We start from the raw sequence: 26,653 nt of genomic DNA, 5'->3' as shown, positions 1-26,653 counted from the left end.
CCCTCTACCCCCCGCCCGCGGGGTGGGCGCGCACCCCCCCCCCCACCGCCGTTCGTTCATCCACGAGAGATTTCGTGGACTAGTAGCGGAATGAGACGCGGGCGGGCGGCGGCTCTATGGGCGGCCCGATCCCGGACAGGGTGAGCGCCACCCACGACCGGCGCCCCCTGGGTTTGTCGACGTAGAACGACATGCTGCAGTAGCGGCTGGTGAGTCGCTGGACGTAGCAGTACTTCGTCTTGATGACGCCGCGGATGTTTGACGGTCAGGGAGCCTCCCATGCGCCGCGAGCACTCGTAGAAGCCCTTGACGTGCAGGCGGCTCCCGACAGCCGTGACGCCGATGTAGTTGCGGCAGGCGTACGTCTGTTGCCCCATACGAACTCCCTTGTGCTCCGATGAAGCACCGAGCCCCCAACGCTCGTCACGCTACGGCGGCCCATCGGTGACAACAAGAATTCATCGCGCATCGGTAATGCCAGCTTGACATTTGACACTTTTCCACCATGGTGTTATTTATTCTTGGCGATCGATCCCCGAATATCCCGTTGTTGCGTTAAAAGCGATTTTTGCGGAAATGCTTCCCGTAAAGCCTCAAGAAGGTGCCACGGCTCGGTTAGAACCGCCCACACACTCTCTCGCACCGCCTGACCGGCGGCAGACTTTGTTGTAGGAGGAAGCATCGGGGGGTGGCGCATGCGTCAGGCGTACGTGGCGATCGCCGGCGCCATGGTGACGGGCCTGGCCGCCTGCGCGGGCGGCGGCTCGTACGCCACCGTCGTCGAAAAGATCAAGGGAACCGGGACGGTCGTCGTCGGCACCAAGTGGGACCAGCCGGGCCTGGGGCTCAGGACGGGCGAGGACGAGCCCGAGGGCTTCGACACGGACGTCGCCCGGTACGTCGTCAAATACCTCGCCGGCGACACCCCCGTGAAGATCACATGGCGGGAGTCGCCGTCGTCCACCCGGGAGGCGCTGCTCCAGAACGGCACCGTGGACATGATCTTCGCCTCCTACTCCATCACGGAGGCCCGCAAGCCCAAGGTGACGTTCGCCGGCCCGTACGTGATCGTCCGCCAGGACACGATGGTGCGCGCGGACGACACGAGGATCCGCAAGGTGACCGATCTCCGGGGGAAGCGGATCTGCCTGGCCGAGGGCTCGAACTCGTACCGCCGGATCGTGGACCCGCCGCCGGACGGCCGGCTCGACCTGCCTGCCGAGCTGGTGAACGCCAGCAACTACTCCGACTGCGTACGCAAGCTCGCCGCGGATCAGCTCGACGCGGTCAGCACCGAGAACCTGATCCTGGCCGGGTTCGCCGAGCACGATCCCGGCCGGTACAGGCTGCTCAACGAACCGATCAGCGACGAGAAGTGGGGCGTCGGCATCAAGAAGGGCGACATCGAGACCTGCGAGGCCGTCAACCGGGCGATCGCCCAGATGTGGCACGACGGGACGGCCACGCGACTGCTGCGCAAGTGGTTCGGCCGGACCGACCTGCGGCTGCCCTCCACCCAGCCACGTGCCGAGGGCTGCCACTGAACGGCGGGCACCGGCCCTGTGGACTGCGGAGACCGGCCCGCCAACTGCGCGACCGCCCCGGGAAGCACCGTGCGATCGCCCCGAGAATTGTGCCGACTCCCCCGTCGACTGTGACGACCGGCCGCGTCAACTGTGAGGACCGGCCCGCACTCCCGGCGATCTTCCGGCAGGATGCGGGTATGCCTTTCTGGCCCTCCCCCATTTCGACCAGAGACGTGGCCGGTTCCGGCGTGCGCCCCGGCTGGCCCACGGCCAGGGACGGCCGGGTGTGGTGGACCGAGGACCGTCCCGACGAGGGCGGGCGCACCACGATCGTCTGCCGCGCCGCCGACGGCACCCGCCGTGACCTGCTCCCCGCCCCGTGGTGCGCGCGCACCCGGGTCCACGAGTACGGCGGCAGACCGTACGCCGTGACCCCGGCGGGCGAGGTGGTGTTCGCCAACCTGAAGGACCAGCGCCTGTACTTTCTGGGCGAAAACGGCGAACCGAAACCCATCACGGACGAGGATTGCCGCTACGCGGATCTGCTGGTGCACGACGGCCAGGTCTGGTGCGTACGCGAGCGCCACGCCGAGGACGGCAAGGTCACCAGGGCGATCGTGTCGATCCCGCTGGACGGCGGGGAGCCCCGCGAATGGGCCACCGGGTGCGACTTCTACGCCTCTCCCGCCATTTCCCCAGATGGGCGGCATCTGGCCTACGTCTGCTGGAACCACCCACGCATGCCCTGGGACGGCACAGAGCTACGCGTCACCCGCCTGTCCGGCGTCTCCGGCGCCCCGGGTTCGTGGACGGTCAGGGGCGGGCCCACCGAGTCCGTACTGGCCCCGGCCTGGAAGGACGACTCCCGGCTCTACCTCGTCTCCGACTCCTCCGGCTGGTGGAACCTCTACGAGGTCGGCCTCCAGGGCGACGACGCACGAGCCCTCCATCCAGCCGAGGAGGAGTTCACGGCACCACCATGGCGCCTGGGCGGGATGCCGTACGCGCCACTCCCCGACGGCCGTCTCGCGGTCCTGCACGGGCGCGGTGACCTGCGCCTGGGCGTCCTCGACCCCGGCTCGGGCACGCTCACCGACCTCGACGTGCCCCATACCGGCTGGGACGCGGCGCTGGCCACCGAGGGCACGAGCGTGGTCGGCATCGGCTACGCCGCCACCACCCCCCGCTCCGTCGTCACCGTCGACACGACGACAGGCGGGCACACCTCCCTCAAACGCGACATCTCCTTCCTGCCCGACCCGGCCTACCTACCCGTCCCCCGCCCCGTACGGGTGCCCGGCCCCCAGGCGGACGTCCACGCGTTCCTCTACCCGCCGCACGCCCCCGCCACCGACGGCACACCCCCCTACGTGATCTTCGTGCACGGAGGTCCGACCGCGCACGCCGACACCGCCCTCGACCTGGAGAAGGCGTTCCTGACCTCACGCGGCATCGGCGTGCTCGACGTCAACTACGGCGGCTCGACCGGCTACGGCCGGGCCTACCGGGACCGGCTCAGGGGCCAGTGGGGCCTGGTGGACGTCGAGGACACGGTCGCCGCCGCCAGGTGGCTGGCCGCGGAGGGTCTCGCCGACCCCGACCGGATCGCGGTGCGCGGGGGCAGCGCGGGCGGCTGGACCGTGATGGCCGCCTGCTGCCGGTCGGACGTGTTCGCCGGAGGGGTGTCGTACTACGGCGTCAGCGCGCTCGGGCCGCTGGTCGCGCACACCCACGACTTCGAGTCACGCTACGTGGAGGCGCTGGTGGGCCCCGACGATCCCCAGCTGTACGCGACCCGTGAGCCCCTCGCCCTCGTGGACGGCGTGACGTGTCCCATGCTGCTCCTGCAGGGCCTCGATGATCCGGTGGTGCCACCCGGGCAGTCCGCCGCGTTCGCCGACGCGCTGTCCGAACGCGGCGTGCCGTGCACGTACCTCGCCTTCGAGGGCGAGTCCCACGGCTTCCGCCGCACGGAGACACGAGCTGCCGCCCTGGCCGCCGAACTGGCCTTCTACCAGCAACTCTTCAGCTAGGAAAGACCGCAGGCACCGAACGCGGATCGACCCCAGAGCCGGCCCGGCCGAGCGCACCCAGGCTCAGAACCGGGCTCAGATCGGGCTCATCCAGGCCCGAACAGCCTCAATCCCGGCTCAGCGGGCGAACTCCGTGGCGCGCGACTCCCTGACCACGGTGATGCGGATCTGCCCCGGGTACGTGAGCTCCTCCTCCACCTGCTTGGCCACGTCCCGGGCGATCACCTGGGCCTGGATGTCGTCGATCGCGTCGGGCTTGACCATGACCCGGATCTCCCGCCCGGCCTGCATGGCGAACACCTTCTCCACACCCTCGTACGACTGAGCGATCTCCTCCAGCCGCTCCAGCCGCTTGACGTACGCCTCCAGGGACTCCCGCCGGGCTCCAGGACGGCTGCCGCTGATCGCGTCGGCGGCCTGGGTGAGCACCGCCTCGACGGTACGGACCTCGACCTCGTTGTGGTGCGCCTCGATGGCGTGCACCACGTCCTCCTCCTCGCCGTACCTGCGGGCGATCTCCGCCCCGATCAGCGCGTGGCTGCCCTCGACCTCGTGCGTGAGCGCCTTGCCGATGTCGTGGAGCAGGGCGCACCGCTTCATCAGCGTCTGGTTCATCTTCAGCTCGGCGGCCATGATCCCGGCGATGTGCGCGGACTCGATGAGGTGCTTGAGCACGTTCTGCCCGTACGAGGTGCGGTAGCGCAGCTGCCCGAGCAGCAGCGTCAGCTCGGGATGCATGTCGGTGATGCCCAGCTCGACGAGGGCGTCCTCGCCGGCCCGCGCGCACAGGTCCTGCACCTCCTGGCGGCTGCGGTCGTGGGCCTCCTCGATGCGCTGCGGATGGATGCGGCCGTCGAGCACCAGTTTCTCCAGCGTCAGCCGCGCCGTCTCCCGCCTGACCGGGTCGAAGCACGACAGCAGCACCGCCTCCGGCGTGTCGTCGATGATGAGGTTCACTCCGGTCGTGGACTCGAAAGCGCGGATGTTGCGCCCTTCGCGACCGATGATCCGGCCCTTCATCTCGTCGCCGGGCAGGTGCAGCACGCTGACGACCGACTCGGCCGTCTGCTCCGCCGCCACCCGCTGCACGGCCAGCGTCACGATCTTCGTGGCCCGCTTCTCGCCCTCCTTGCGGGCCTCCCCCTCGATCTCCCTGATGATCAGCGCGGCCTCGCGCTTGGCCTGGTTCTCGATCTCCTTGACCAGCTCGTTCTTGGCCTGCTCGCCCGTGAGCCCGGCCACCCGTTCCAGGATGACCCGCCGCTCCTCCTCGACCTGGAGCAGCTCCTCGCGGCGGTCGGCCAGCTCGATCTCGGTCTCGGCCAGCTTCCTGTCCCGCTCCGACTGCCGCCTGGCCTCGTCGTCCAGCCGCTGCTCCCGCTCGGCCAGCCGGGCCTCCCGGCGCTCCAGATCGGCCCGCAGCTCCTTGAGCTCGGTCTTGAGGATGCGGCTCTCCTCTTCGACCTCCCGCCGCATCTGCGTGGCGCTCTCGGCGGCCGCCTCGGACCTGCGCAGGATCTCCTCGGCGTCGGTCTCCGCCTTGTGGCGGATCTCCTGCGCCTCCTCACGAGCCTGTTCGAGCTCCTCGTGCACCGCCTGCACCTGCTCGGGGCTCGGCTTGGCAGCCCGGGGCAGGCCGCCCGAGGTGCGCCGTATGACGACGAGGAGCGCCACGATCATCCCGAACGCGAGCACGAGCACCGCCACCATCAGCACCACGACCAGCGGCCCCATGCGTGCCCCGCCCTCCTCGCGTCGTCAAGAACTCATAACGCGGCCACAGAACAGGAGGGGTCACAGGCGCGCCACGGAGAGCCCGGTCGGCGTCATCTTCGGGATCGAGGTCAAGCCAAGGCTGACCGGGCGTCGACTGCCAGAGCCGACACCTCGCCTGCCTCGATCAACCAAGCTCGTTCGTCCGTCGTTCACCGGTATGGCAATCCGCGCTGCGCGGAGTAACTCCTCACTGCCGTCGAGGTTATGCGTCGAACAGGTCACGAGCAAGCAAACGCGTCATCAAGCGTGTCTTACGGCCTCCCCTCTGGCCGGATATTGCACTGTTTAATCCAAAATGGCCGACGTCGCCCGCACAGCCCACCACAGACATCAAACGACCCTTAGGCGCAGGCCACCGCCATGCCCCCCATCCAGGCATACGACCACGAACACACCTCAACTGGGAAATCCCGACCACAAGCCCTCCCACCCAGGACCAACCCCAACCCAGGGAGCCGCGCTGATCAGGACCCGACTCCGACCAGGAACAGCCCCGGCCAGGGAGCGGTGCTGCCAGGGAGCGGTGCTGCCAGGGAGCGGTGCTAGCCAGGAGAGCAGCACTAGCTGGGAGGTGCTGGCTGGGAGCAGTGGCGGTTGAAAGCGGTGCCGCCGGTTGGGAGCAAATCAAGCCAAAAGGCAGCACTGGCTAGGAACAGCCCCGATCAAGAGGCAGACCTGGCCAGAAGGCAGTCCTGATCGGGGAGGCAGTGCTGGCTAGGAAGGCAGTGCTGGCCAGGAAGGCAGTGCTGGCCGGGAGGGGCATCAACCGAGAGGGGCGTCGGCTGGGAGAACGGCGCTGCCCGGAAGGCATCCCTAGCCCTAGCCCTAGCCCCCCATCCTCATCCCTAGCCCCATCCCTAGCCCTGGGGATAGTCCTCCTCCATCTCGATGCCCTCCTGCTCAAGGGCTTCTCGGATGACACGGAAGGCCAGCCCCGAGGGGTAGCCCTTGCGTGCGAGCATGCCCGCCAGCCGCCGGGTGCGGGCCTGAGGATCCAGGGACCGGGTGGCGGCGAGCTTGCGCTCCACCAGCCGCCGGGCCGTCTCCGCCTCCTGGTCGGGATCCAGCCGCTCCACGGCCTCCTTGACCGTGTCACCGTCCACACCCCGGTGGCGAAGCTCGGCCGCCAGGGCGCGCTTGGCCAGCCCACGGCCGTGGTGCCGGGAATCGACCCAGGCCGCCGCGAACGCCTCGTCGTTGATCAGCCCCAGCTCGGAGAACCGGCTGAGCACCGCTTCGGCAGCCTCCTCCGGCACGTCCCGCTTGCGCAGGGCCTCAGCGAGCTGGGCACGCGTCTTGGGCGCCATGGTGAGCAGGCGCAGGCAGATCGCCCGGGCCACCGACTCCGGATCGGCCTGAGCCCCCGAACCGGCCGCACTCTCGGCATCGGGCCCGTCGGATGACCATCCCCGCTTCCGACCACCCTTCCGACCCCTCCCCCCAAAACGTCCGGAGGATCTTCCGCCGCCCTGCCCAGAACCCTCACCAAATTCCCCAGAACCCGCTCCGGACCCCCCAGGACCTTCACCAAACCGCCCTGAGCCCGCACCGAACTCCCCCGGGCCCTGACTGAACTCCCTGGCGCCTTCACCGAACTCCTCGGGACCCGTGCCGAACGGCGCAGAGCCTTGGCCGGAACGCCGGGACTTCCCACCGGAACGCCCAGCCCGATTGCCGGATCCCCCGGATCGGCGCCCCATTCCCGGCTGTCCCGTTCCGGCACCATTCTGTTCGCGCCCGAACCAACTGCTCCCGGCCAGCACCTCGGAGTGCCATTCATCCGCGGCCCGTGCCTTGGGCGAGGTCTCCGTACGACCAATCCTGTCGTCCTGACTCCCCGCCCCGCTCTCATCGCCCGCACCATCCCCGGCGTCCGAGCGAATCTGATCGACCGAACCAACCCGGCCGACCGGATCATCTTGACCGCCCAGGTTGTCCTTGTCCCTCAGACTGTCCTGGTCACCCAGGTTGTCCCGGCCCCCAAGACTGCCCCGGCCGCTCAGTTTGCCCCGGCCGCTCAGGTTGTCTCGGTTGCTCAGGTTGTCTGGGTTGCTCAGACTGTCCTGAACGCCCAGGCGGTCCTTGTCACCCTGGCGCTCGCCGCCGCCCAGGTCGCCAGGAGGGTCGTCAGAAGGCCGGTGGACCGGGGCGGCACCGGGTGAGTCGCCGGCGGGGTCATGGGGCCTCTCCGGCTCTCCCGAGGGGGAAGGGCCGGTTGGGGTGGCGGCGGGCACTTCCTCGGAAGGATCCGTGGCGGCAACAAAGGCCGCCTCCTCAGGAGCGTCCGTGGTGGCAGAGGAGATTGCCTCCTCGGGAAGGTCTGTGGTGGCGGCGGAGGATGTCTCCTCGGCACGCCGTTGGCGGTCGCGTTGCTCGCGCCACTCGTCCACCGACGGCCAGCCGTCCGTGGCCGAGCGGGCCAGGTCGCCTCTCCGGGGAGACGTGTGGTCGGGCCAGGCGCCCCGGTCCGGTGGAGGGGGCGCTTGCGGCCGGTCCGTGCTGCTCATGCGGTGATCGATCAGACGTCACCCGGCTTGGGGGTGGACTTCGAGCCGCGGCCCGAGGGAGCGGCGACCGGGGCCGGAGCGGCGGCGGCCGCAGCTGCTGCTGCTTCGGCGGGAGCGTCGAGGCGCGGGCCCACGCCCAGCTTGTCCTTGATCTTCTTCTCGATCTCGTTGGCCATGTCGGGGTGAGTCTTCAGGAAGTTGCGGGCGTTTTCCTTGCCCTGGCCGAGCTGGTCGCCCTCGTAGGTGTACCAGGCGCCGGACTTGCGGACGAAGCCGTGCTCCACGCCCATGTCGATGAGGCCACCCTCGCGGGAGATGCCCACCCCGTAGAGGATGTCGAAGTCGGCGACGCGGAAGGGCGGGGCCATCTTGTTCTTGACGACCTTGACCCTGGTGCGGTTGCCGACCGCCTCCGTGCCGTCCTTGAGGGTCTCGATGCGGCGGATGTCCATGCGGACCGAGGCGTAGAACTTCAGCGCCTTACCGCCGGTCGTCGTCTCGGGGCTGCCGAACATGACGCCGATCTTCTCGCGGAGCTGGTTGATGAAGATGGCGGTGGTGCCGGTGCTGCTGAGGGCGCCGGCGATCTTACGCAGGGCCTGGGACATGAGGCGGGCCTGGAGACCGACGTGGCTGTCGCCCATCTCGCCCTCGATCTCAGCCTTGGGCACCAGGGCCGCCACCGAGTCGATGACGATGATGTCGACGGCGCCGGACCTGATCAGCATGTCGGCGATCTCGAGCGCCTGCTCACCGGTGTCGGGCTGGGAGACCAGCAGGGCGTCGGTGTCGACCCCCAGCTTCTTGGCGTATTCGGGGTCGAGGGCGTGCTCGGCGTCGATGAACGCCGCGATGCCGCCGGCCCGCTGGGCGTTGGCCACCGCGTGCAGGGCGACCGTGGTCTTGCCCGAGGACTCCGGGCCGTAGATCTCCACGATGCGCCCGCGCGGCAGGCCGCCGATGCCGAGGGCCACGTCAAGGGAGATCGACCCCGTGGGGACCACCTCGATGGGAGCTCGGGCGTCATCGCCCAGTCTCATGACGGAGCCCTTGCCGAACTGTCGCTCGATCTGAGCGAGTGCGGTCTCGAGGGCCTTCTCGCGGTCGTTGATAGCCATGGAACTCCCCTGGAGGGTCGTGGTCCGATCAGTCGAGTGAAAGCTACGGCCTGCCACCGACATTTTCTGCCGTAGTCGGGGAAGACGTGGCCCGGCTTTGTCCATCGTAGCCGAACGGCTGTTCGATCACAGCAGGAACACGCCCGAACACCCGTCTCCCGTCAATCACCCGTCTTGGAGGCTCCGAGCAGGCGCGGAGCAGGGCAAGCGGGCCCAGGCAGGCAAGCGGGGCGTAGGGCAAGCGGGCGCAGGGCAAGCGGGCCCAAGGCAGGGCAATGGTCAGGGGGACAAAGCGCTCAGGGGTGAGTAGGGGTAAGCAGGAGCATGCCGATGTCCAGGGGCCTCAGTATGGCGTCGGCAGCTCGTTCGGCAGCTCGCAGCTCGGCCAACGCGCTGACTGAGAGGCGCCAGCACGTGCCGATCCCGGTCGGCGGGCGGGATCACCAGGGCGACGAGTTGCTCGCGGACGGCCGGGTCTCCAGTGGCGTGGATCATGAGATCCACAGTCATCTGGGCGAACGTCTCCTGCTCACCCGCACGCACCCGTTCGAGTCCGCCATCGGCTCGTCGGCGCCGCGCCCGGAGTGGAGCCAGGCGGTCTGCCCGGCCGGGCCAGGCAAAGCCAGGCGGTCTGCCCGGGCCTGGGCCTCGGGGCCGAGGCGGTGCCGCATGACCGTCAGCGGCAGGGGCTCCTTGCCGGCGAAGTTGACGGCACCCTTGATGAGACCGCCTCCTCGTCGGCGGGGCCCTGGACGTGCCGCTCCGCGAACGCCTTCTCCGCCCCCCAGCAGGGCGAGCCGGTTGCGCTCGCGTTGCCTCCCCCTGGTGTTCCTCGTGGACACCGGCATCGGTTCACCTTCACCGCCGCATGAGGTGACGGTCGGGGAGGTGACGCTGGGCTCCGGTTTCAGGCGCCGGGACTGCCGGGGTTCCCGAGTGGATCGAGCACGAATTCGGGTTCCGCGTCTGCGGTCTGCCCACGCACGAGTTCTTCGAGCCGTACGCGCACACGTTCGACTTCGAGTGCGTGCGCATCCTCGTGGGGCCGCCCGCGCGATGATGCCCGCCGACGTGTTGTCATGCGCCGTGAGCTGGGGAGACTCACTGCACAGGGCGACGGTTGGAGGCGGCACGTGGCGAGCGGCTACACCGGGGAACGGCGCGTCCATCTTGAGGCGCTCGCCGAGTTGCTGCCCGCCCACGGCCTGGTCAGCCGGATGGTGGGAGGTGAGGATCCGGTGTTGTGGGTGTGGCACCCGCGTACCGGTCACCAGACGATCGTCTTCGCCACCCCGTCGAACCGCGGATGGCAGTTCCTGTGGTCGCCGGGCGGGCAGGGCTCGGCCGACGACCTGGAGCGCACGAGCGCGACCCTCCGCCAGACGCTCGCCCCGGCCGAGCCGGAGGGCTGACGCGCCCGCGGACGAGGGGTCAGCGCCGCCAGGACGAGCAGCTGCGGCGGGTACGAGTAGCAGGGCAGCCAGGACGAGCGGCCGCAGCGGGTGCGGGCGGCGGGAGCAGCTTGAGCGAGCACCCGCAGCGGGTACGGGCGGCAGGGCAGCTTGAGCGAGCCCCAGCGGATACGGGCGGCGGGGCGGCTTGGGTGGGACGTCAGCGCAGCTTGGACGGGACGTCCTCCACCTGGCAGACCGCGCGCCACACCGTCTTGACGCTCTCCCCGTCGGCCAGCGCCTGCACGACGGTGCGACCCCCGAGAGGGGCTATCACGTAGTCGCGGGCCCACGACTCGGCGTACGTCTCACCGAAGTGAGCGTTCATCCGTCTCCAGAACTCGGTCAGGCGCATGACTCAAGTATGGAATCGCACCAAGGGTGGGTAGGACATCCGCATGCCAAAGACCCCCAAGTCTTCACCCCCGAAGACAGCCCAGACGAAGGCCAACAGGGCCAAGCGCCGCCGCTTGTTACTGGCGATGCGGCTCACCGTGCAGAAGGAGAAGGCTGAGCGCGCCGAACGGCACGCGAGCATCAGGCAGGCACCACGTGCGGGCAAGCCGCGTACGCGGAGGGCGTCGCGACGCTAGTTCACATCACCCGCGCGCCGTACATCTCACCGAGATGGTCGGCGAGCAGCTCCAGCCGGGCGCCGTCGGGGTCCTTGAAGTAAATGGAGGCGCCGCTCTCTATCTGGTGCGGCACGCCGGCCATCTCCAGCTTCCCGCGCAACCGCTCCCACGTCGCGGGATCGACGGAGATCGCGATGTGGTGCAGCCCGCCGAGCACTTCCTGGTACGGCTCCAGGTCGAGCCCGGGGAAGTCGAAGAACGCCAGCAGATTGCCGTTGCCGATGTCGAAGAAGAAGTGGTTCGAGCCCTTGTAGTCGCGGTTCTCGATGATCTCCGTCAGCGGGAACTCCAGGAGTTCCTGGTAGAACTTGATGGTCCGTTCCACGTCGGACGACAGCAGGGCCATGTGGTGCAGGCCGCGCGCGCTGCTGGAGGGCCGGTGCGGTAACACGTAGCGCTGTCGCAGGTCAGAACGCCGGGCTTCGATGGCAGCGTAATCGATGGTCACGGTCGCTGTATGTCCGCCAGGGCCGCCCCTCAATCACCTGCCACCGGGCCAAATGCGTTTTCTGTCGGTGGCGCGAGGCAGTATGTGCTGGTGAGCTCGCTAGACCAGTTCAGCCAGATGACCAGGCAATGGTTCGATGGAGCCTTCCAATCTCCCACGGCCGCCCAGGAGGGGGCGTGGGAGTCGATCTCGCGTGGCGACAACACCCTGGTCGTCGCGCCCACCGGGTCGGGCAAGACGCTGGCGGCCTTCCTGTGGTCCCTCGACCGGCTCGCCGCCTCCAGGGAGGAGCGCACGGGGACGAGGGTCCTGTACGTGTCGCCGCTCAAGGCCCTGGCCGTGGACGTCGAGCGCAACCTGCGCGCGCCGCTGGCGGGGATGAAGCAGACGGCGCGGCGGCTCGGGCTGCCGGTGCCGGAGATCTCGGTGGCGATCCGCTCGGGCGACACCCCGGCCGAGGACCGCAGGCGGTTCGCGGCCCGGCCCTCCGACATCCTGATCACCACGCCGGAGTCGCTGTTCCTGCTGCTCACGAGCCAGGCGCGGGAGGCGCTGCGGGGCGTGGAGACGGTGATCGTGGACGAGGTGCACGCGGTCGCGGGCACCAAACGCGGCGCCCACCTGGCCCTCAGCCTGGAGCGGCTCGATACGCTGCTCGACCGGCCGGCGCAGCGGGTGGGTCTGTCGGCGACCGTGCGGCCGGTGAGCGAGGTGGCGGTGTTCCTGGGCGGGGCGCGGCCGGCCACCGTCGTGCAGCCGCCGTCGGACAAGCGGATCGAGGTCGAGGTCGTCGTCCCGGTCGAGGACATGACGGAGACGGAGGGCCGGCCGCAGGCCGGCGGTGACGAGTTCGCCCCCGAGCCCGCCAACCGGTCGATCTGGCCGCACGTCGAGGAGCGGCTGTTCGACCTGATCGAGGCGCACAGCTCCACCATCGTGTTCGCGAACTCGCGGCGGCTGGCCGAGCGGCTGTGCACCCGCCTCAACGAGCTCGCCTACGGCCGCGACCAGGGTCTGGAGGCCGTGGACCTGTCGATCTGGGAGACGGGCCCGCCGTTGGAGGACGCGGAGGGCGGGCCTCTGCGGGAGGACGCCGGTCCCGGGTCGCTCCCGGGCGACGCGGGGGGTGGGCCGTCGCGAGACGACCCCCGTAGCGGGGCGCCGCGAGACGACCCCCGCAGCGGGCCGCCGCGAGACGGCGCCGAGGGCGGGTGGATGCGAGACGGCGCCAGGGGCGGGCCGACCCGAGACGGCGCCGCGAGCGGGTCACCAAGGGACGGCGCCGCGAGCGGGTCGACGCGGCCGGGAGGGAACCCCGGGCCGCCGGAGTGGGCACCGGCCAAGCGGATGCCGGCCGAGATGATGGCGCAGGCCGGGGCGAGCAAGGGCGTCGTGACGGAGATCGTACGCGCTCACCACGGCTCGGTCTCCAAGGAGGAGCGGGCGCAGATCGAGGAGGCGCTCAAGTCGGGCCGCCTGCCGGCCGTGGTCGCCACCTCCAGCCTGGAGCTGGGCATCGACATGGGCGCGGTCGACCTGGTCGCGTGCGTGGAGGCGCCGCCGAGCGTGGCCAGCGGGCTGCAGCGCATCGGCCGGGCGGGCCACCAGGTGGGGGCGGTGTCCAGGGGCGTCATCTTCCCCAAATACCGGGGTGACCTGGTGCAGACGGCCGTGGTGGCCGAGCGGATGAAGAGCGGCCTGATCGAGGAGCTGCGCTATCCGCGCAACCCGCTCGACGTGCTGGCCCAGCAGATCGTGGCGATGACCGCGCTCGACGAGTGGACGGTCGACGAGCTGGAGACCGTGGTGAAGCGGGCCGCCCCCTACGCCACGCTGCCGAGGAGCGCGCTGGAGGCCACGCTCGACATGCTGGCCGGGCGCTACCCGAGCGAGGAGTTCGCCGAGCTGCGGCCGCGCATCGTGTGGGACCGCGTCACGGGCGTCCTCCAGGGGCGGCCCGGCGCGCAGCGGCTGGCGGTGACCAACGGCGGCACGATCCCCGACCGGGGCCTGTTCGGCGTGTTCCTGGTGGGCGAGCGGGCCTCCAGGGTGGGCGAGCTGGACGAGGAGATGGTCTACGAGTCGCGCGTGGGCGACGTGTTCGTGCTGGGCGCGACCTCCTGGCGGATCGAGGACATCACCGCCGACCGGGTGCTGGTGTCCCCGGCGCCGGGGCAGCCGGGCAAGCTGCCGTTCTGGCACGGCGACGCGCCGGGGCGGCCGGCCGAGCTGGGCCGCGCGATCGGGCAGTTCCTGCGCGAGCAGGCCAAGCAGGACTCGACGGAGCGGATGCGGGCGGCGGGGCTGGACGAGTTCGCCGCGGGCAACCTGCTGGCCTATCTCAAGGAGCAGCGCGAGGCCACCGGTTACGTCCCCGACGACCGCACGCTGCTGGTCGAGCGCTTCCACGACGAGCTGGGCGACTGGCGGGTGGTGATCCACTCCCCCTACGGCGCGCGGGTGCACGCCCCGTGGGCGCTGGCGATCAACCGGCGGCTGCGCGAGCGCTACGGCATCGACGTGCAGGCCGTCCATTCCGACGACGGCATCGTGCTGCGCATCCCCGACACGCTGGCCGAGCCGCCCACCGACGTGGCGGCCTTCGACGCCGAGGAGATCGAGCAGATCGTCACGGAGGAGCTGGGCGGGTCGGCCATGTTCGCCTCCCGGTTCAGGGAGTGCGCGGGCCGGGCGCTGCTGCTGCCGCGCCGCACGCCGGGCCGGCGCAGCCCGCTGTGGCAGCAGCGGCAGCGGGCCGCCCACCTGCTGGGCGTGGCCTCGCAGTACGCCTCGTTCCCGATCGTGCTGGAGACGATGCGCGAGTGCCTGCAGGACGTCTTCGACGTGCCGGGGCTGGTGCAGCTCATGCGCGACCTCGCCGCGCGCAGGGTGCGGCTGGTGGAGGTGGAGACGTCGCAGGCCTCGCCGTTCGCGGCCTCGCTGCTGTTCCACTACGTGGGCGCCTTCATGTACGAGGGCGACGCCCCGCTGGCCGAGCGCCGGGCGCAGGCCCTGGCGCTGGACACCACGCTGCTGGCCGAGCTGCTGGGCCAGGCCGACCTGCGCGAGCTGCTCGACCCCGACGTGATCTCCGACAGCGAGCGCGAGCTGGCCCGGCTCGACCGCCCGCTGCGCGACCTGGAGGACCTCGCCGACCTGCTGCGCTCGCACGGGCCGCTGCTGGCGCCCGACGTGAGCGTGCGCGGCGGCGACCCCGGCTGGCTGGCGGAGCTGGAGCGGGCCCGGCGGGCGATCCGGATCCGCATCGCGGGCGAGGAGCAGTGGGCGGCCATCGAGGACGCGGCGCGCATGCGTGACGCGCTGGGCGCGCCGCTGCCGGTGGGGGTGCCGCACGCGTTCCTGGAGCCGGTGGCGGATCCGCTGGCGGACCTGGTGGCGCGGCACGCCCGTACGCGGGGGCCGTTCCACGCGGGCACGGCGGCCGCGAGGTTCGGGCTCGGCGTGGCCGTGGTGACCGACGCGCTGCGCCGGCTGGCGGCGACCGGCAGGGTCGTCAACGGCGAGTTCCGGCCCGGCGGGCGGGGCGAGGAGTGGTGCGACGCCGGCGTGCTGCGGATGCTCCGCCGCAGGTCGCTGGCCAGGTTGCGCAAGGAGGTCGAGCCGGTCGCGCCGGAGACGCTGGCGCTGTTCCTGCCCGCCTGGCACGGCATCACCCAGGGCGACCCCGGCACGCGGGGACCTGTCGGGGCAGCCCGGGCGATGGACGCGCTGGTCCGCTCGATCGAGCAGCTCCAGGGGGCCGCCGTGCCCGCCTCGGCGCTGGAGACGCTGGTGCTGCCCTCGCGGGTGCCCGGCTACCACCCTTCGCTGCTCGACGAGCTGACCTCGTCGGGTGACGTGATGTGGGTGGGGCAGGGGTCGCTGCCCGGCGGCGACGGGTGGGTGTCGCTCTACTTCGCCGACACCGCGCCGCTGCTGATGCCCGTGCCCGCCGAGATCACGATGACGCCGGTGCACGATCGCGTGCTGGAGCTGCTCGGCGGGGGCGGGGCGCTGTTCTTCCGGGGGATCTCCGATCAGCTCGGGTCGCTGGACGACGCCTCGCTGGTGTCCGCGCTGTGGGATCTGGTGTGGGCGGGGCGGGTGTCCGGTGACACCCTCGCGCCGCTGCGGGCGACGCTGGGCACCGGGCGGCCCGCCCACCGGCCGGCCACGACGCGGCGGCGCCGGGCCGTGCTGCCGAGCCGGAGCGGCCCGCCCACCGTGGCGGGCCGGTGGTGGTTGCTGCCCTCGCCGGCCGCCGACGCGACGCAGCGGGCCAACGCGCAGGCCGAGGTCCTGCTGGAGCGGCACGGGGTGGTGACGCGGGGCGCGGTGACGTCGGAACGGCTACCGGGGGGATTTACGCCCATTTATCAGGTCCTCCGGGCCTACGAGGAGGGCGGACGGTGCCGCCGGGGCTACTTCGTCGAGGGGCTCGGGGGCGCGCAGTTCGCGCTGCCGGGAGCGGTGGACCGGATGCGGGCCATGGCGCCGGGCATCGCACCGACCTCCCAGCCCGCCCCCGGGACGGCCAAGGCGGGTGGCGGGCGGCGGGCCGTGGTACTGGCCGCGGCCGACCCGGCCAGCCCGTACGGCGCCGCCCTGCCCTGGCCGCAGCGCCCCGACGACGTCGGGCACAAGCCGGGCAGGAAGGCCGGGTCGCTGGTGGTGCTCGTGGACGGGCATCTGGTGCTGTACGTCGAACGGGGCGGCAAGACGCTGCTGTCGTTCTCCGACGACGAGCGGTTGCAGCCGGCAGTGGACGCGCTGGCACTGGCCGTACGCGACGGGGCGCTGGGGAAGCTGACGGTGGAGCGGGCCGACGGCGCCTCCATCGTGGACTCCCCGCTGGCCGCGGCCCTGGAGGCGGCCGGCTTCCATCCGACGCCACGCGGGCTGCGGCTGCGGGCCTGAGCGAAGGGACGGCGCCCAGTGGGGTGGGCGCCGTCCAGTGCCGCGGTTGCCCAGGCTGAGGCATTCGCCGCCGAAGCTGCGGACCAGCGCGTATCCGCCTTGAAGGCGTGACTTCCGGGACCAGAGCATGCCAGTGGCTGATTGCTCTTCCAAAAATTTGAATGACCGTTTAAAGTTCTGCATGTGCAGCCAGAAAGTCGCACGTTCATTGAAGAGGCCCGCAGGGCCCAGATCATCGCGTGTGCCATCGAGGTGCTCGCCGAGCACGGCTACGCCCACGCCACCATGGCCAGGATCGCCAGGCAGGCGAAAATCAGCACCGGCGTGATCTCGTACCACTTCGGTGGGAAGGACCAGCTCATCCAGGCCGTCGTCGCGGAGGTGGCCAAGCTGGCCACCGACCTGATGGTCCCGCGCATCCTGGCGCAGACCTCCGCGACGGAGGCGCTGCGCGCGTACATCGAGGGCAACCTCGAGTTCATGCGGCTGCACCGCAAGCCCCTCCTGGCTCTGGTGGAGATCGTCACGCACGCCCAAGGCGGGGAAAGCGGCCCGGGGCCGTACGCCGAGCAGGCCGACGTGGCCATCACCGACCTGGAGAAGGTCCTGGACTGGGGCCGGCAGACCGGCGAGTTCCGCGACTTCCACCAGCGGACCATGGCCATCGCCATCCGGGGAGCCATCGACGCCGTGCCGGGGCGGCTCCTTCACGACCCCGACTTCGACCTCGACCTGCTCACCCGTGAGCTGGTCACCACCTTCACCATCGCGACCAGGAGACAACCATGACAGCGGCCTTGGAGATCAAGGGCTTAGTCAAGACCTTCGGCGACAAAACCGCCGTGGACCACGTCGATCTGACCGTCCCCCAGGGCTCCTTCTACGGTCTGGTCGGGCAGAACGGCGCGGGCAAGACGACCACGCTGTCCATGGCGGTCGGCCTGCTGCGGCCCGACTCGGGGGCGGCGTGGATCTTCGGCTCGGACGTCTGGTCCGACCCGGGGAAGGCCAAGCAGCTCGTCGGCGTGCTGCCGGACGGCCTGGCGATGCCCGAGCGGCTCACCGGGCGTGAGGTGCTCACCTATCTCGGCCTGCTGCGCGGGCTGAGCAAGGAGGTGGTGGCCGAGCGGGCCGAGGAGCTGCTGTCGGTGCTGGAGCTGGACAGCGCGGAGAAGACGCTGGTCATCGAGTACTCCACGGGCATGCGCAAGAAGATCGCTCTGGCCACGGCACTGCTGCACGCGCCCAAGTTGCTGGTGCTGGACGAGCCGTTCGAGGCGGTGGACCCGGTCTCGGCGGCGACGATCAAGACGATTCTGCGCGGCTTCGTGGCGGGCGGCGGCTCGATCGTGCTGTCCAGCCACGTGATGGCGCTGGTGGAGCAGCTCTGCGACCACGTGGGCGTGATCGACAAGGGCCGGGTGGCGGCGGCCGGCACGCTGGACGAGGTACGCGGCACGGCCACGCTCGAGGACAGGTTCGTGGAACTGGTCGGCTCCGGCACCACCGCGACCAAGGGGCTGTCATGGCTGTAGCCGTCACCATGGCCCGGATGAAGCTCGCGATCCTGCGCCATTCGCTGAAGGGCGACAAGGGCGCCATGATGGCCTCGGGCGGCACGCTCGGCCTGGTGCTCGCGGCGGGCACGATCTACCTGGCCTTCCTGGAGGGCGACTGGCTGGCCGCGGCGCTCGCGGTGTGGATGCTGGGCTGGATCATCGGCCCCGTCTTCTCCGGCGGCGGTGACGAGACGCTCCGCCCGGAGTTCTTCTCCCTGATGGGGCTGCCCCCGTGGCGGCTGGCGGCCGGGCTGCTGGTGTCGGCGTTCGTGGGCGTGGCCCCGGTGATCGGCCTGATCGCGCTGGCCGGTCTGGTGGTCGCGGCCACCTCACCGGTGAACGCGCTCGTGGCGGTGCCGGCGATGGTGTTGCAGCTGGCGGTGTTCGTGCTGCTGTCGAAGGTGGCGGTGGCGCTGCTGGGCATCGCGCTGCGCTCGCGGGCAGGGGCGATCGGCGCGGGCGTGCTCAACGGTGTGGTGCTGGCCTTCCTGGGCCAGGCGTGGGTGTTCGCGGTGGCGTTCGGGCAGGGCGCGCAGATCCCGGAGTTCGTCCGCTACCTGCCGTCCGGCTGGGGGCTGCTCTCCGTCCAGGGCGACTATCTGGCGCTGGCCGCGATGGTCGTGCTCATCGCGCTGCTGCTGGCGGCGTGGGCGGGGCTGCTGACCCGCCGGGCGGGCGCGAACCGGCCCTCGACCCGCGGCCGGCGGCCGATGCGGGCCCGCAACGGCCGGGAGGCGGTGGTGGCCAAGGAGCTGCGCACCTGGTCGCGGGACCTGGTGCGCAACCACCAGCTCACGTTCGCCCTCGCCTACGGGGTGTTCTTCGCGGGCGCGCCGCTCGTGCTGGGCTGGACGGACATGCTGCCGTGGGCGGCCCCGATCTTCATCATCATGGCGGCCGCGATGACCTCCAACCTGTACGGCACCGACGGCACCTCCCTCTGGCTCGCCCTGATGACGCCGGGCTCCTCCGACGTGCGGGGCAGGCAACTGGCCTGGCTGGTCACGGTGGGCCCGGTGGCGGTGCTGGTGGCGGTGGCGTTCACGCTGATCACCGGTGGCCCGTGGGCGGTGATCCTGACGGCCACGGCCGCGCTGCTCGGCGGCGGCGCGGGGCTGGTGCCGCTCATCTCGGTGTACGCGCTGGTGCCCAGCACCGACCCGCAGAAACGGGGCGGCAACCCGCTGCGTACGAGCGAGGAGGACGGCGCCCTGACCGGGCTGGCGTACCTGATGATGGTGCTCGTGGCCCTGACCGGCGCGCCGGCCATCGCCGTCGCGGCGCTGTACGGCTGGTGGGGCGTCGCGGCCGGGCTGGCCACCGGCGCGCTGTGCTACTGGGGCCTGGGCCTGCTGGCGGATCGGCGGCTGGCGGCCCAGGGGCCGGAGCTGCTGCACCTCATGCGTACGGGACGCAGGCCGGAGAGCGCCAAGCCGTCCTCGTTCAAGCTGCCCGACATGCCGAAGTCGCATCGGGCGATCGTGGTGATCTGCTGGTCGCTGGGCGCGATCCCGCTGATCCCGCAGGGCGTCGTCGCGGCGGTCATGGTCTCCAACGGGCAGCTCCGGCACTCCTGGTTCCTGGCCACGTACATGGAGCCGGGGTTGCGCTGGCCGGTGGCGATCGGTTTCATCCTGGTCGGCCTGACCATGTACGGCACGGGCCTGTGGCTCCCGCACCGGGCGAAGAAGAAGGCGGCGGCCGGGTAAGAACCAGCGCATGCGGCTACTGGAGCGGTTACGCGCGGACCTCGGCACCGGCAAGAACCTCGAGATCTACGTGACGGCGCTGATCGCGCTGGTGGTCGGCGTGCTCGGCGTCTTCGACAAGGTCGACACCAAGGTCGTGGGCGCCGCGACGCTGGCCACGCTCGCCCTCGTGGCGGTCAACGCCCTCGGGCCCCGGCACCAGGTGGCCGAGCTCGACGCGCGGGTCGCCGAGCTCAGCCGCCTGGTGGAAACCAAGCTGGCCGGCGACGGCTTCCTGAGCAACGAGCGGGCGGATCTCAGGGAGCGGATCGCGCGGGCGGACGACATCCGCTTCACCGGGGTGACGCTCGGCCGCACGATCCGCGCCTACGTTGACGATCTACGCAAAAGCCTGGAACGGGGTGCGTCGGTCAAGGTGCTGGTGATCGATCCCGCGGGCACGGCTCCGGCCGAGGCGGCGCGGATATGCCTGATCCCCGACCAGTCGGAGGTCTTCGAGCATCGGGTCAGGTCCACGCTCTACATGCTGCGCGACCTGCACACCGAGGAGCGCCTCGAAGTGCGGCTGCTGCCGTTCCTGCCCGGGTTCGGCATGCTCATGCTGGATCCGGCGGACGACGACGGCGTGATCCAGATCGAGATGGGCACCCACCACTCGCCCACCCGCAATCCGGGCTTCACGCTCGACGGCCGCCGCGATCGCGACTGGTGCCGGCACTTCATCGGGGAGTTCGACGGTCTCTGGGAGGCGGCCAGGGAGGTGACGGACGCCGACTGGTACCCGACGCAGGGCGGCTGACCTCCTGTATACGATTAGCCCGATATGACTGATCTCACGCTGGGCGCGGCCCACCGGACCTTGCGGGACGAGGTCACCAACGAGCTGCGCCGCCGCATACTGTCCGGCGAGCTCGCCCAGGGTGAGCGGCTGGTCGAGGACCGGCTGGCCGCCGCGCTCGGCGTCTCGCGCAACCCCGTACGCGAGTCCATCCGGGTGCTGGCCGCCGAGGGGTTCATCCAGGTCGTCCCCCGGCTCGGCGCCACGGTCGCCCGCCTGTCGGCCGAGGAGGGCGAGGAGCTGTTCGACGTACGCATGGCCGTCGAGGGCCTGGCGGCCCGGCTGGCGGCCCGCAAGCGCACCCCAGCCTCGGCCGAGCGGCTGCGCCGGGTCCTGGAGCAGGCCAAGGAGGCGGTCGAAAGCGGGCGGCTGAACGAGGTGGCCGACCTCAACACCGCGTTCCACCTGGCCGTGGGCGAGGCCGCGGGCAACTCCTACCTCGCCCTGATGATGAAACCGATGCTCCAGCGGGCGCAGTGGATCTTCAGCCAGACCGCGGCCGCCCGCGGGCCGCATTCCTGGCAGGAGCACCTGAGCCTGTGCGAGGCCATCGAGGCCGGCGACGAGGACGAAGCGCAGGCCAGGGCCATCGCACACGTGGCCGCGGCGAGGCGGTCGTTCCTGGCCTCGGCCCGCCGGGAGCCAAAACCCCCAAACAATTAGGAAACACTCAGATAACGACATAGGGTCATGAAACATCCCTGAAATGTCAGATCTTGTATACAGTCTCCTAAACGTTTTCATCGGAGGCACCATGCGACCGTCCCCCAAGGTCGTCGCGGCGCTCGTCACCCTCCCCCTCGCCCTGGCGGCTTGTGGTGGCGGCGGCGGAACGAGCACCACACCCGCGGCACCCAGTTCCATAGCCAGCGCCTCGGCCGACCACCGGCCGGTCAAGGCCGGCGGCACGCTCAACATCGCGCTCCCCGCCGACCCCGACGCCCTGGACCCGAGCATCTCGACCACGCTGGTCGGTCGCGAGGTGTTCGCGAACATGTGCGAGAAGCTCTACGACATCGACGCCTCCTCCACCCTGATCCCGCAGCTCGCCGCGGCCATGCCGGAGCTCTCGGGCGACGGCAAGGAAGTGACGATCAAGCTGCGCGAAGGCGTGAAGTTCAACGACGGCACGGCCCTCGACGCCGAGGCGGTCAAGAAGTCGCTGGACCGGCATCGTACGTGGGAGAAGTCCGCCCGCCAGGCCGACCTGGCGGCGGTGTCCAAGGTCGAGGTCGTCGACGCCACGACGGTGAAGCTGACGCTGACGCAGGCGTTCACGCCGCTGACCGCGCAGCTCGCGGACCGCGCCGGCATGATCATGTCGCCGAAGGCGCTGGACGCCGGGAGCGACAACTTCGGCGCCAGCCCGGTGTGCGTCGGGCCGTTCAAGTTCGCCAGCCGTACGTCCGGCAGCCAGATCGTGCTGGACAAGGCGCCGGACTACTACGACGCGGCCAAGGTCAAGCTGGACAAGCTCGTATACAAAATCATCGTCGACCCCAACGTGCGGGCCGCGAACCTGAAGTCCGGCGACGTGCAGGTGGGCGACCAGCTCGCGACCAACACCGTCAAGGGCGTGCAGTCCGACCCGAACCTGACCGTGGTGTCGGGCGGTGGCCTGGGCTACTACGGCTTCCAGATCAACATCGGCAACGCCAACGGCTCCACCGAGAAGCCGGGCACCGTGGACACGGCGCTGGCCAAGAGCCCGCAGCTGCGCGAGGCGTTCGAGCTGGCGCTCGACCGCGACGCGATCAACAAGACCGTGTACAACGGACTGCACGAGGTCGACTGCTTCCCGGTGCCGCTGGACAGCCCGTACCGGCCGAAGGACCTGACCTGCCCCAAGCGTGACCTGGCCAAGGCCAAGCAGCTGGTGCAGGCCTCCGGTGTCCCGACGCCGATCCCGGTCTCGATGGCCACCCCGAACGACGCCGTCAACCAGCGCCTGGCGCAGGTCATCCAGTCGATGGCCAAGGAGGCGGGCTTCAACGTGAGCGTGCAGACCGCCGAGTTCGTCAGCGTCCTGGAGCAGGGCAAGGCCGGCAAGTTCGACGTGCTGCTGAGCGGCTGGTCGGGCCGCGTGGACCCGGACGGCAACCTCACGAACCTGGTCACCACGCAGGGCAGCAACAACTACGCCGGCATGTCCGACCCGGGCATCGACGACCCGATCAAGCAGGCCGCCGCCGAGACGGACCCGGCCAAGCGCGCCGAGCTCTACGGCGCCGCGATGAAGAAGGCCGCCGAGCTCCGGGGCGTCGTGTACCTGTACCACAACAAGTACTACCTGGGCATGCACAAGACCGTCGCCGGCGTCCAGTACTTCAAGGACGGCCTGCCACGCTTCGTCACCGCCGGGTTCGCCGCCTGATGCTCTGGTTCATCCTCCGGCGCTGCGGGTCGGCCGTCATCGTGCTGTTCCTGTCCAGCGTGCTGATCTTCCTGGGAATCCGGGCGCTGCCCGGAGACCCGGCCTCGGTCATGGCGGGCCAGGAGGCCTCGCCCGCCGCGATCGAGGCCATCAGGCACGAGTTCGGCCTGGACAAGCCGCTGCCCGCGCAGTATCTCGACTACGTCGGCCAGACCCTCACCGGAAACTTCGGCCGCTCGACCCAGGATCAGCTCCCCGTGGCTGACATCCTGGCCGAGCGGCTGCCGGTGACGCTGGAGCTGTCGGCGCTCGCCATGCTGGTCGCCATCGTCGTCGGCGTGGGCGCCGGCATCGTGGCGGCCGTCCGGCGGGGCAGATTCGCCGACTACGTGGCCACCGGGTTCGGCCTGGCCGGGCTGTCGGTGCCGCACTTCTGGCTGGGCCTGCTCGGCATCCTGCTGTTCGCGGTGACCTGGCGGGTCCTGCCCGCCTCCGGGTACGTCCCCTTCACCGAGGATCCCGCCCAGAACCTGCAGCGCATGCTCCTGCCCGCGCTCGTGCTCGGCACCGGCTTCGCCGCGATCCTGATGCGGCAGACCCGCTCCGCCATGCTCGGCGCGCTGTCGGCCGACTACGTCAGGACCGCCAGGTCCAAGGGCCTGTCCGAGGCCAAGGTCGTGGGCGCGCACGCGCTGCGCAACAGCCTGACGACCGTGGTGACCGTGCTCGGCCTGCAGCTCGGCGCGCTGATCAGCGGCGCCGTGGTGACCGAGCAGATCTTCGTGATCCCCGGCTTCGGCAAGCTCACCGTGGACGCGGTCCTGACCAGGAACTATCCCGTCATCCAGGCGGTCGTGCTGGTCACCGTCATCGGGTACGTGGTGGTCAACCTGCTGGTGGACATCGCCTACGCCTTCCTCAACCCGAGGATCCGCCTGTCAGGAGCCCGCCATGACTGAGGTGATGCGACGGACCAGGCTGTGGCGGCGCTTCCGCCGGCGGCCGATGCCGATGGCCGGGCTGGTGCTGGTGATCGCGTTCGTGCTGCTGGCGCTGCTCGGGCCGCTGGTGACCGGCGACCCGGCGGCGCAGGACTACATGGCCACCCTCGCTCCCCCGTCGGGCGCCCACCCCATGGGCACCGACGACCTGGGCAGGGACGCCTTCGCCAGGATCGCGCACGGCGCCCAGGTCTCGCTGCAGGCGGGCGTGCTGTCCACGCTGCTGGCGATGGTCGTCGGCATCCCGATCGGGCTGGTCGCCGGGTTCTACCGGCGCTGGCTGGACCCGATCGTGATGCGGCTGGTGGACGTGACGCTGGCCTTCCCGTTCCTGGTGTTCGCGGTCGGCCTGGCGGCGATCATCGGGCCCTCGCTGAAGGGCGTGGTGCTGGCGCTGGGCTTCTCCCAGCTCCCCGCCATCATCCGGATCACGCGCGGCGAGGTGCTGGCGGTCAGGGAGATGGACTACGTGGCCGCGGCCATCGCCGACGGCGCGGGCGACGGGCACATCATCTTCCGGTACGTGCTGCCGAACTGCGCCAGCCCGCTCATCGTGCAGGCCACGGTGGCGATCCCGGCGGCGATCATCGGCGAGTCCACGCTGTCCTTCCTCGGCCTGGGCGTGCAGCCGCCGACGCCGTCGTGGGGCGTGATGCTGACGACCGCGCAGCAGTACCTCGGTGACGCGCCCTGGCTGGCCATCTGGCCCGGCCTGATGATCGCCCTGGCCACGCTGGGCTTCAACCTGCTCGGCGACGGCCTGCGTGACGTACTGGACCCGAGGAGCGCGCGATGAGCCTGTTGGAGATCTCCGACCTGAGCGTCGGCTTCGCCACCGAGGACGGTCTCGTCCAAGCGGTCAGGGACATCTCGCTCACCCTGGACGAGGGCGAGATCCTCGCGCTGTGCGGGGAGTCCGGCTGCGGCAAGTCGGTCACCGCGATGTCGGTGCCCAGACTGCTGCCGCCCGACACGACGCGGCTGTCCGGCTCGATCCAGCTGGAGGGCCGCGAGCTCACCACGCTGCCCGAGCCGGAGATGCGGCGCGTGCGCGGCAAGACGGTCTCGGTCGTCTTCCAGGAGCCGATGACCTCGCTGAACCCGTCGTTCACCGTCGGGTTCCAGATCGCCGAGGTGCTGCGCCGGCACGAGGGCCTGTCCCGGCAGGCCGCCGCCAGGCGGGCGCTGGAGCTGCTGGAGCTGGTCGGCATCCCGGCGCCGGTCCGCAGGATGAAGGAGTACCCGCACCAGCTCTCGGGCGGCATGCGGCAGCGCGTGATGATCGCCATCGCGGTGGCCTGCTCGCCCCGGGTGCTGATCGCCGACGAGCCCACCACGGCGCTCGACGTGACGATCCAGGCGGGCGTGCTGGACGTGTTCCGCGACCTGCGGGACCGGCTGGGCACCGCGATCATCCTGATCACGCACGACCTGGGCGTGGTGGCCGACATCGCCGACCGGGCCGTGGTCATGTACGCCGGCCGCGCCGTGGAGCAGGCCCCGGTGACGGAGCTGTTCGCCAACCCGCGCCACCCGTACACGCTGGGCCTGATGAAGGCCCTGCCCTCCGCCGCCGTGAACGGCCGCCTGGCGGAGATCCCCGGCATGGTGCCCTCGCCGATGTCGGACCCCGACGAGTGCGCCTTCCAGGACCGCTGCCCGCGTGCCCAGGCGGACTGCCGGCTGTCCAGGCCCCCGCTCGCCCGCCAGGCCGAAGGCCATCTGGCGGCCTGTTTCCACCCGGGAGGTGGGAAGTGATCCTGCGGATCGACAACCTGGTCAAGCACTACGGCCCCGTGCGCGCCGTGGACGGCCTCTCGCTGGAGATCGGCCAGGGCGAGGTGCTCGGCCTGGTCGGCGAGTCGGGCAGCGGCAAGTCCACGGTCGGCAAGTGCGTGCTGCGCCTGACCGAGCCCACCTCAGGCTCGATCGAGCTGAACGGCCGGGACATCACCCACCTGTCGCGCCGGGCCATGCGCCCGCTGCGCAGGGACGTCCACATGGTCTTCCAGGACCCGTTCTCCTCGCTCAACCCGCGCTTCACGATCGAGCAGATCGTGGGCGAGCCGCTGCTGCGGCACAAGGTGAGCGACCGGCGGGAGACGACCACGCGCGTGGCCGCCATGCTGGAGAAGGTCGGGCTGCGCCAGGAGATGCGCAAGCGCTACCCGCACGAGCTGTCCGGCGGGCAGCGGCAGCGGGTGGGGCTGGCGAGGGCGCTGATCCTGGAGCCCAAGCTGGTCGTGGCGGACGAGCCGGTGTCGGCGCTGGACGTGTCCGTGCAGGCGTCGGTGCTCAACCTGATCACCGACCTGCAGCGGGACATGGGGTTCTCGTGCCTGTTCATCACCCATGACCTGTCGGTCGTGGAGTTCCTGGCCGACCGGATCGCGGTCATGTACCTGGGCCGGATCGTGGAGTCGGGGCCGACGGCCGAGATCTTCGCGGGGCCGCGGCATCCGTACACGCAGGCCCTGTTGTCGGCGGCGCCGGTGGCCGACCCGGTCAGGCAGCGGGAGCGGCGCAGGATCGTGCTCGGCGGCGACGTGCCGAGCCCGGTGGACCCGCCCTCCGGATGCCGGTTCCACACGCGGTGCCCGCTGGCGTACGACGAGTGCCGTACGTCCGAGCCCCTCTTGAACGATCCACGTGGCAACGGTCACCCGGCCGCCTGCCACCTGGTCACGGCGGATCGCGTCCCCGACGCGGCCGCGAACCTATAGAAGGAGTCAGTTTGTTCACCACCAGGCCCGAGCTGACG

19 protein-coding genes are annotated in these 26,653 nt (G+C 70.6%); 14 read left to right on the top strand and 5 right to left on the bottom strand.

The window, feature by feature from the left end:
- Nucleotides 1–695 precede the first annotated feature (695 nt).
- Both AB0J69_RS38950 and AB0J69_RS38945 read left to right on the top strand, forming a co-directional pair.
- Nucleotides 696–1,544 (top strand): glutamate ABC transporter substrate-binding protein, encoded by an 849-nt coding sequence (locus AB0J69_RS38950; RefSeq protein ID WP_364128347.1) that lies wholly within the window; start codon nt 696–698, stop codon nt 1,542–1,544.
- A 179-nt stretch (nt 1,545–1,723) separates the two neighbouring features.
- Nucleotides 1,724–3,559, top strand: coding sequence for a prolyl oligopeptidase family serine peptidase (locus tag AB0J69_RS38945; protein ID WP_364128344.1), 1,836 nt, complete (start codon nt 1,724–1,726; stop codon nt 3,557–3,559).
- Nucleotides 3,560–3,676: 117 nt separating this feature from the next.
- Here the strand turns inward: AB0J69_RS38945 and rny are convergent, their stop codons facing one another.
- The 3 genes from rny to recA all read right to left on the bottom strand — a co-directional run bounded on the left by rny (nt 3,677) and on the right by recA (nt 8,960).
- On the bottom strand, nt 3,677–5,293 hold the full coding sequence (gene rny, locus AB0J69_RS38940) for a ribonuclease Y (RefSeq protein ID WP_364128341.1): 1,617 nt from the start codon (nt 5,291–5,293) through the stop codon (nt 3,677–3,679).
- An 899-nt stretch (nt 5,294–6,192) separates the two neighbouring features.
- On the bottom strand, nt 6,193–6,675 hold the full coding sequence (locus AB0J69_RS38935) for a regulatory protein RecX (protein ID WP_364128338.1): 483 nt from the start codon (nt 6,673–6,675) through the stop codon (nt 6,193–6,195).
- Between the two features lie 1,178 nt (nt 6,676–7,853).
- Nucleotides 7,854–8,960: a recombinase RecA gene (gene recA, locus AB0J69_RS38930; RefSeq protein ID WP_364128335.1), complete on the bottom strand. Its 1,107-nt coding sequence runs from the start codon at nt 8,958–8,960 to the stop codon at nt 7,854–7,856.
- A gap of 1,133 nt (nt 8,961–10,093) precedes the next feature.
- Here recA and AB0J69_RS38925 point away from each other — a divergent pair.
- Complete coding sequence (locus tag AB0J69_RS38925; protein ID WP_364128332.1) at nt 10,094–10,372, top strand: hypothetical protein; 279 nt, start codon at nt 10,094–10,096, stop codon at nt 10,370–10,372.
- A gap of 199 nt (nt 10,373–10,571) precedes the next feature.
- Here AB0J69_RS38925 and AB0J69_RS38920 read toward each other — a convergent pair whose 3' ends face one another.
- Both AB0J69_RS38920 and AB0J69_RS38915 read right to left on the bottom strand, forming a co-directional pair.
- Nucleotides 10,572–10,766, bottom strand: a complete 195-nt coding sequence (locus AB0J69_RS38920) for a DUF3046 domain-containing protein (protein ID WP_364128329.1) — start codon at nt 10,764–10,766, stop codon at nt 10,572–10,574.
- 239 nt (nt 10,767–11,005) lie between these two features.
- Nucleotides 11,006–11,494: a VOC family protein gene (locus AB0J69_RS38915; protein ID WP_364128326.1), complete on the bottom strand. Its 489-nt coding sequence runs from the start codon at nt 11,492–11,494 to the stop codon at nt 11,006–11,008.
- Nucleotides 11,495–11,611: 117 nt separating this feature from the next.
- Between AB0J69_RS38915 and AB0J69_RS38910 the strand changes: the two genes are divergently transcribed.
- The 11 genes from AB0J69_RS38910 (at nt 11,612) to AB0J69_RS38860 (ending at nt 26,615) form a co-directional block, all read left to right on the top strand.
- Nucleotides 11,612–16,411 (top strand): DEAD/DEAH box helicase, encoded by a 4,800-nt coding sequence (locus tag AB0J69_RS38910; protein ID WP_364128356.1) that lies wholly within the window; start codon nt 11,612–11,614, stop codon nt 16,409–16,411.
- A 183-nt stretch (nt 16,412–16,594) separates the two neighbouring features.
- Nucleotides 16,595–17,200, top strand: a complete 606-nt coding sequence (locus AB0J69_RS38905) for a TetR/AcrR family transcriptional regulator (protein ID WP_364128323.1) — start codon at nt 16,595–16,597, stop codon at nt 17,198–17,200.
- Nucleotides 17,197–17,946: an ABC transporter ATP-binding protein gene (locus tag AB0J69_RS38900; protein WP_364128320.1), complete on the top strand. Its 750-nt coding sequence runs from the start codon at nt 17,197–17,199 to the stop codon at nt 17,944–17,946. Before AB0J69_RS38905 ends, AB0J69_RS38900 begins: the two co-directional genes overlap by 4 nt.
- Nucleotides 17,937–19,679: a hypothetical protein gene (locus AB0J69_RS38895; protein WP_364128318.1), complete on the top strand. Its 1,743-nt coding sequence runs from the start codon at nt 17,937–17,939 to the stop codon at nt 19,677–19,679. Before AB0J69_RS38900 ends, AB0J69_RS38895 begins: the two co-directional genes overlap by 10 nt.
- A gap of 10 nt (nt 19,680–19,689) precedes the next feature.
- The gene (locus AB0J69_RS38890) at nt 19,690–20,478 is read left to right on the top strand and encodes a hypothetical protein (protein WP_364128315.1); all 789 of its coding nucleotides are present in this window, start codon (nt 19,690–19,692) and stop codon (nt 20,476–20,478) included.
- A gap of 24 nt (nt 20,479–20,502) precedes the next feature.
- Nucleotides 20,503–21,180 (top strand): GntR family transcriptional regulator, encoded by a 678-nt coding sequence (locus AB0J69_RS38885; RefSeq protein WP_364128312.1) that lies wholly within the window; start codon nt 20,503–20,505, stop codon nt 21,178–21,180.
- 91 nt (nt 21,181–21,271) lie between these two features.
- Nucleotides 21,272–22,891 carry an ABC transporter substrate-binding protein gene (locus AB0J69_RS38880; protein ID WP_364128310.1) on the top strand — a complete coding sequence of 540 codons (1,620 nt, stop codon included), beginning with the start codon at nt 21,272–21,274 and terminating at the stop codon, nt 22,889–22,891.
- Nucleotides 22,891–23,850, top strand: a complete 960-nt coding sequence (locus tag AB0J69_RS38875; protein ID WP_364128307.1) for an ABC transporter permease — start codon at nt 22,891–22,893, stop codon at nt 23,848–23,850. The genes AB0J69_RS38880 and AB0J69_RS38875 overlap by 1 nt, the downstream gene beginning before the upstream one ends.
- Nucleotides 23,843–24,688 (top strand): ABC transporter permease, encoded by an 846-nt coding sequence (locus AB0J69_RS38870; protein ID WP_364128304.1) that lies wholly within the window; start codon nt 23,843–23,845, stop codon nt 24,686–24,688. The genes AB0J69_RS38875 and AB0J69_RS38870 overlap by 8 nt, the downstream gene beginning before the upstream one ends.
- Nucleotides 24,685–25,650: an ABC transporter ATP-binding protein gene (locus AB0J69_RS38865; RefSeq protein WP_364128301.1), complete on the top strand. Its 966-nt coding sequence runs from the start codon at nt 24,685–24,687 to the stop codon at nt 25,648–25,650. The genes AB0J69_RS38870 and AB0J69_RS38865 overlap by 4 nt, the downstream gene beginning before the upstream one ends.
- The gene (locus AB0J69_RS38860) at nt 25,647–26,615 is read left to right on the top strand and encodes an oligopeptide/dipeptide ABC transporter ATP-binding protein (protein WP_364128298.1); all 969 of its coding nucleotides are present in this window, start codon (nt 25,647–25,649) and stop codon (nt 26,613–26,615) included. The genes AB0J69_RS38865 and AB0J69_RS38860 overlap by 4 nt, the downstream gene beginning before the upstream one ends.
- Nucleotides 26,616–26,653 lie beyond the last annotated feature (38 nt).

The organism is Nonomuraea sp. NPDC049709, assembly GCF_040674815.1.
Taxonomy (GTDB): Bacteria; Actinomycetota; Actinomycetes; order Streptosporangiales; family Streptosporangiaceae; genus Nonomuraea.
This window is presented reverse-complemented; position numbering and strand designations above follow the sequence as displayed.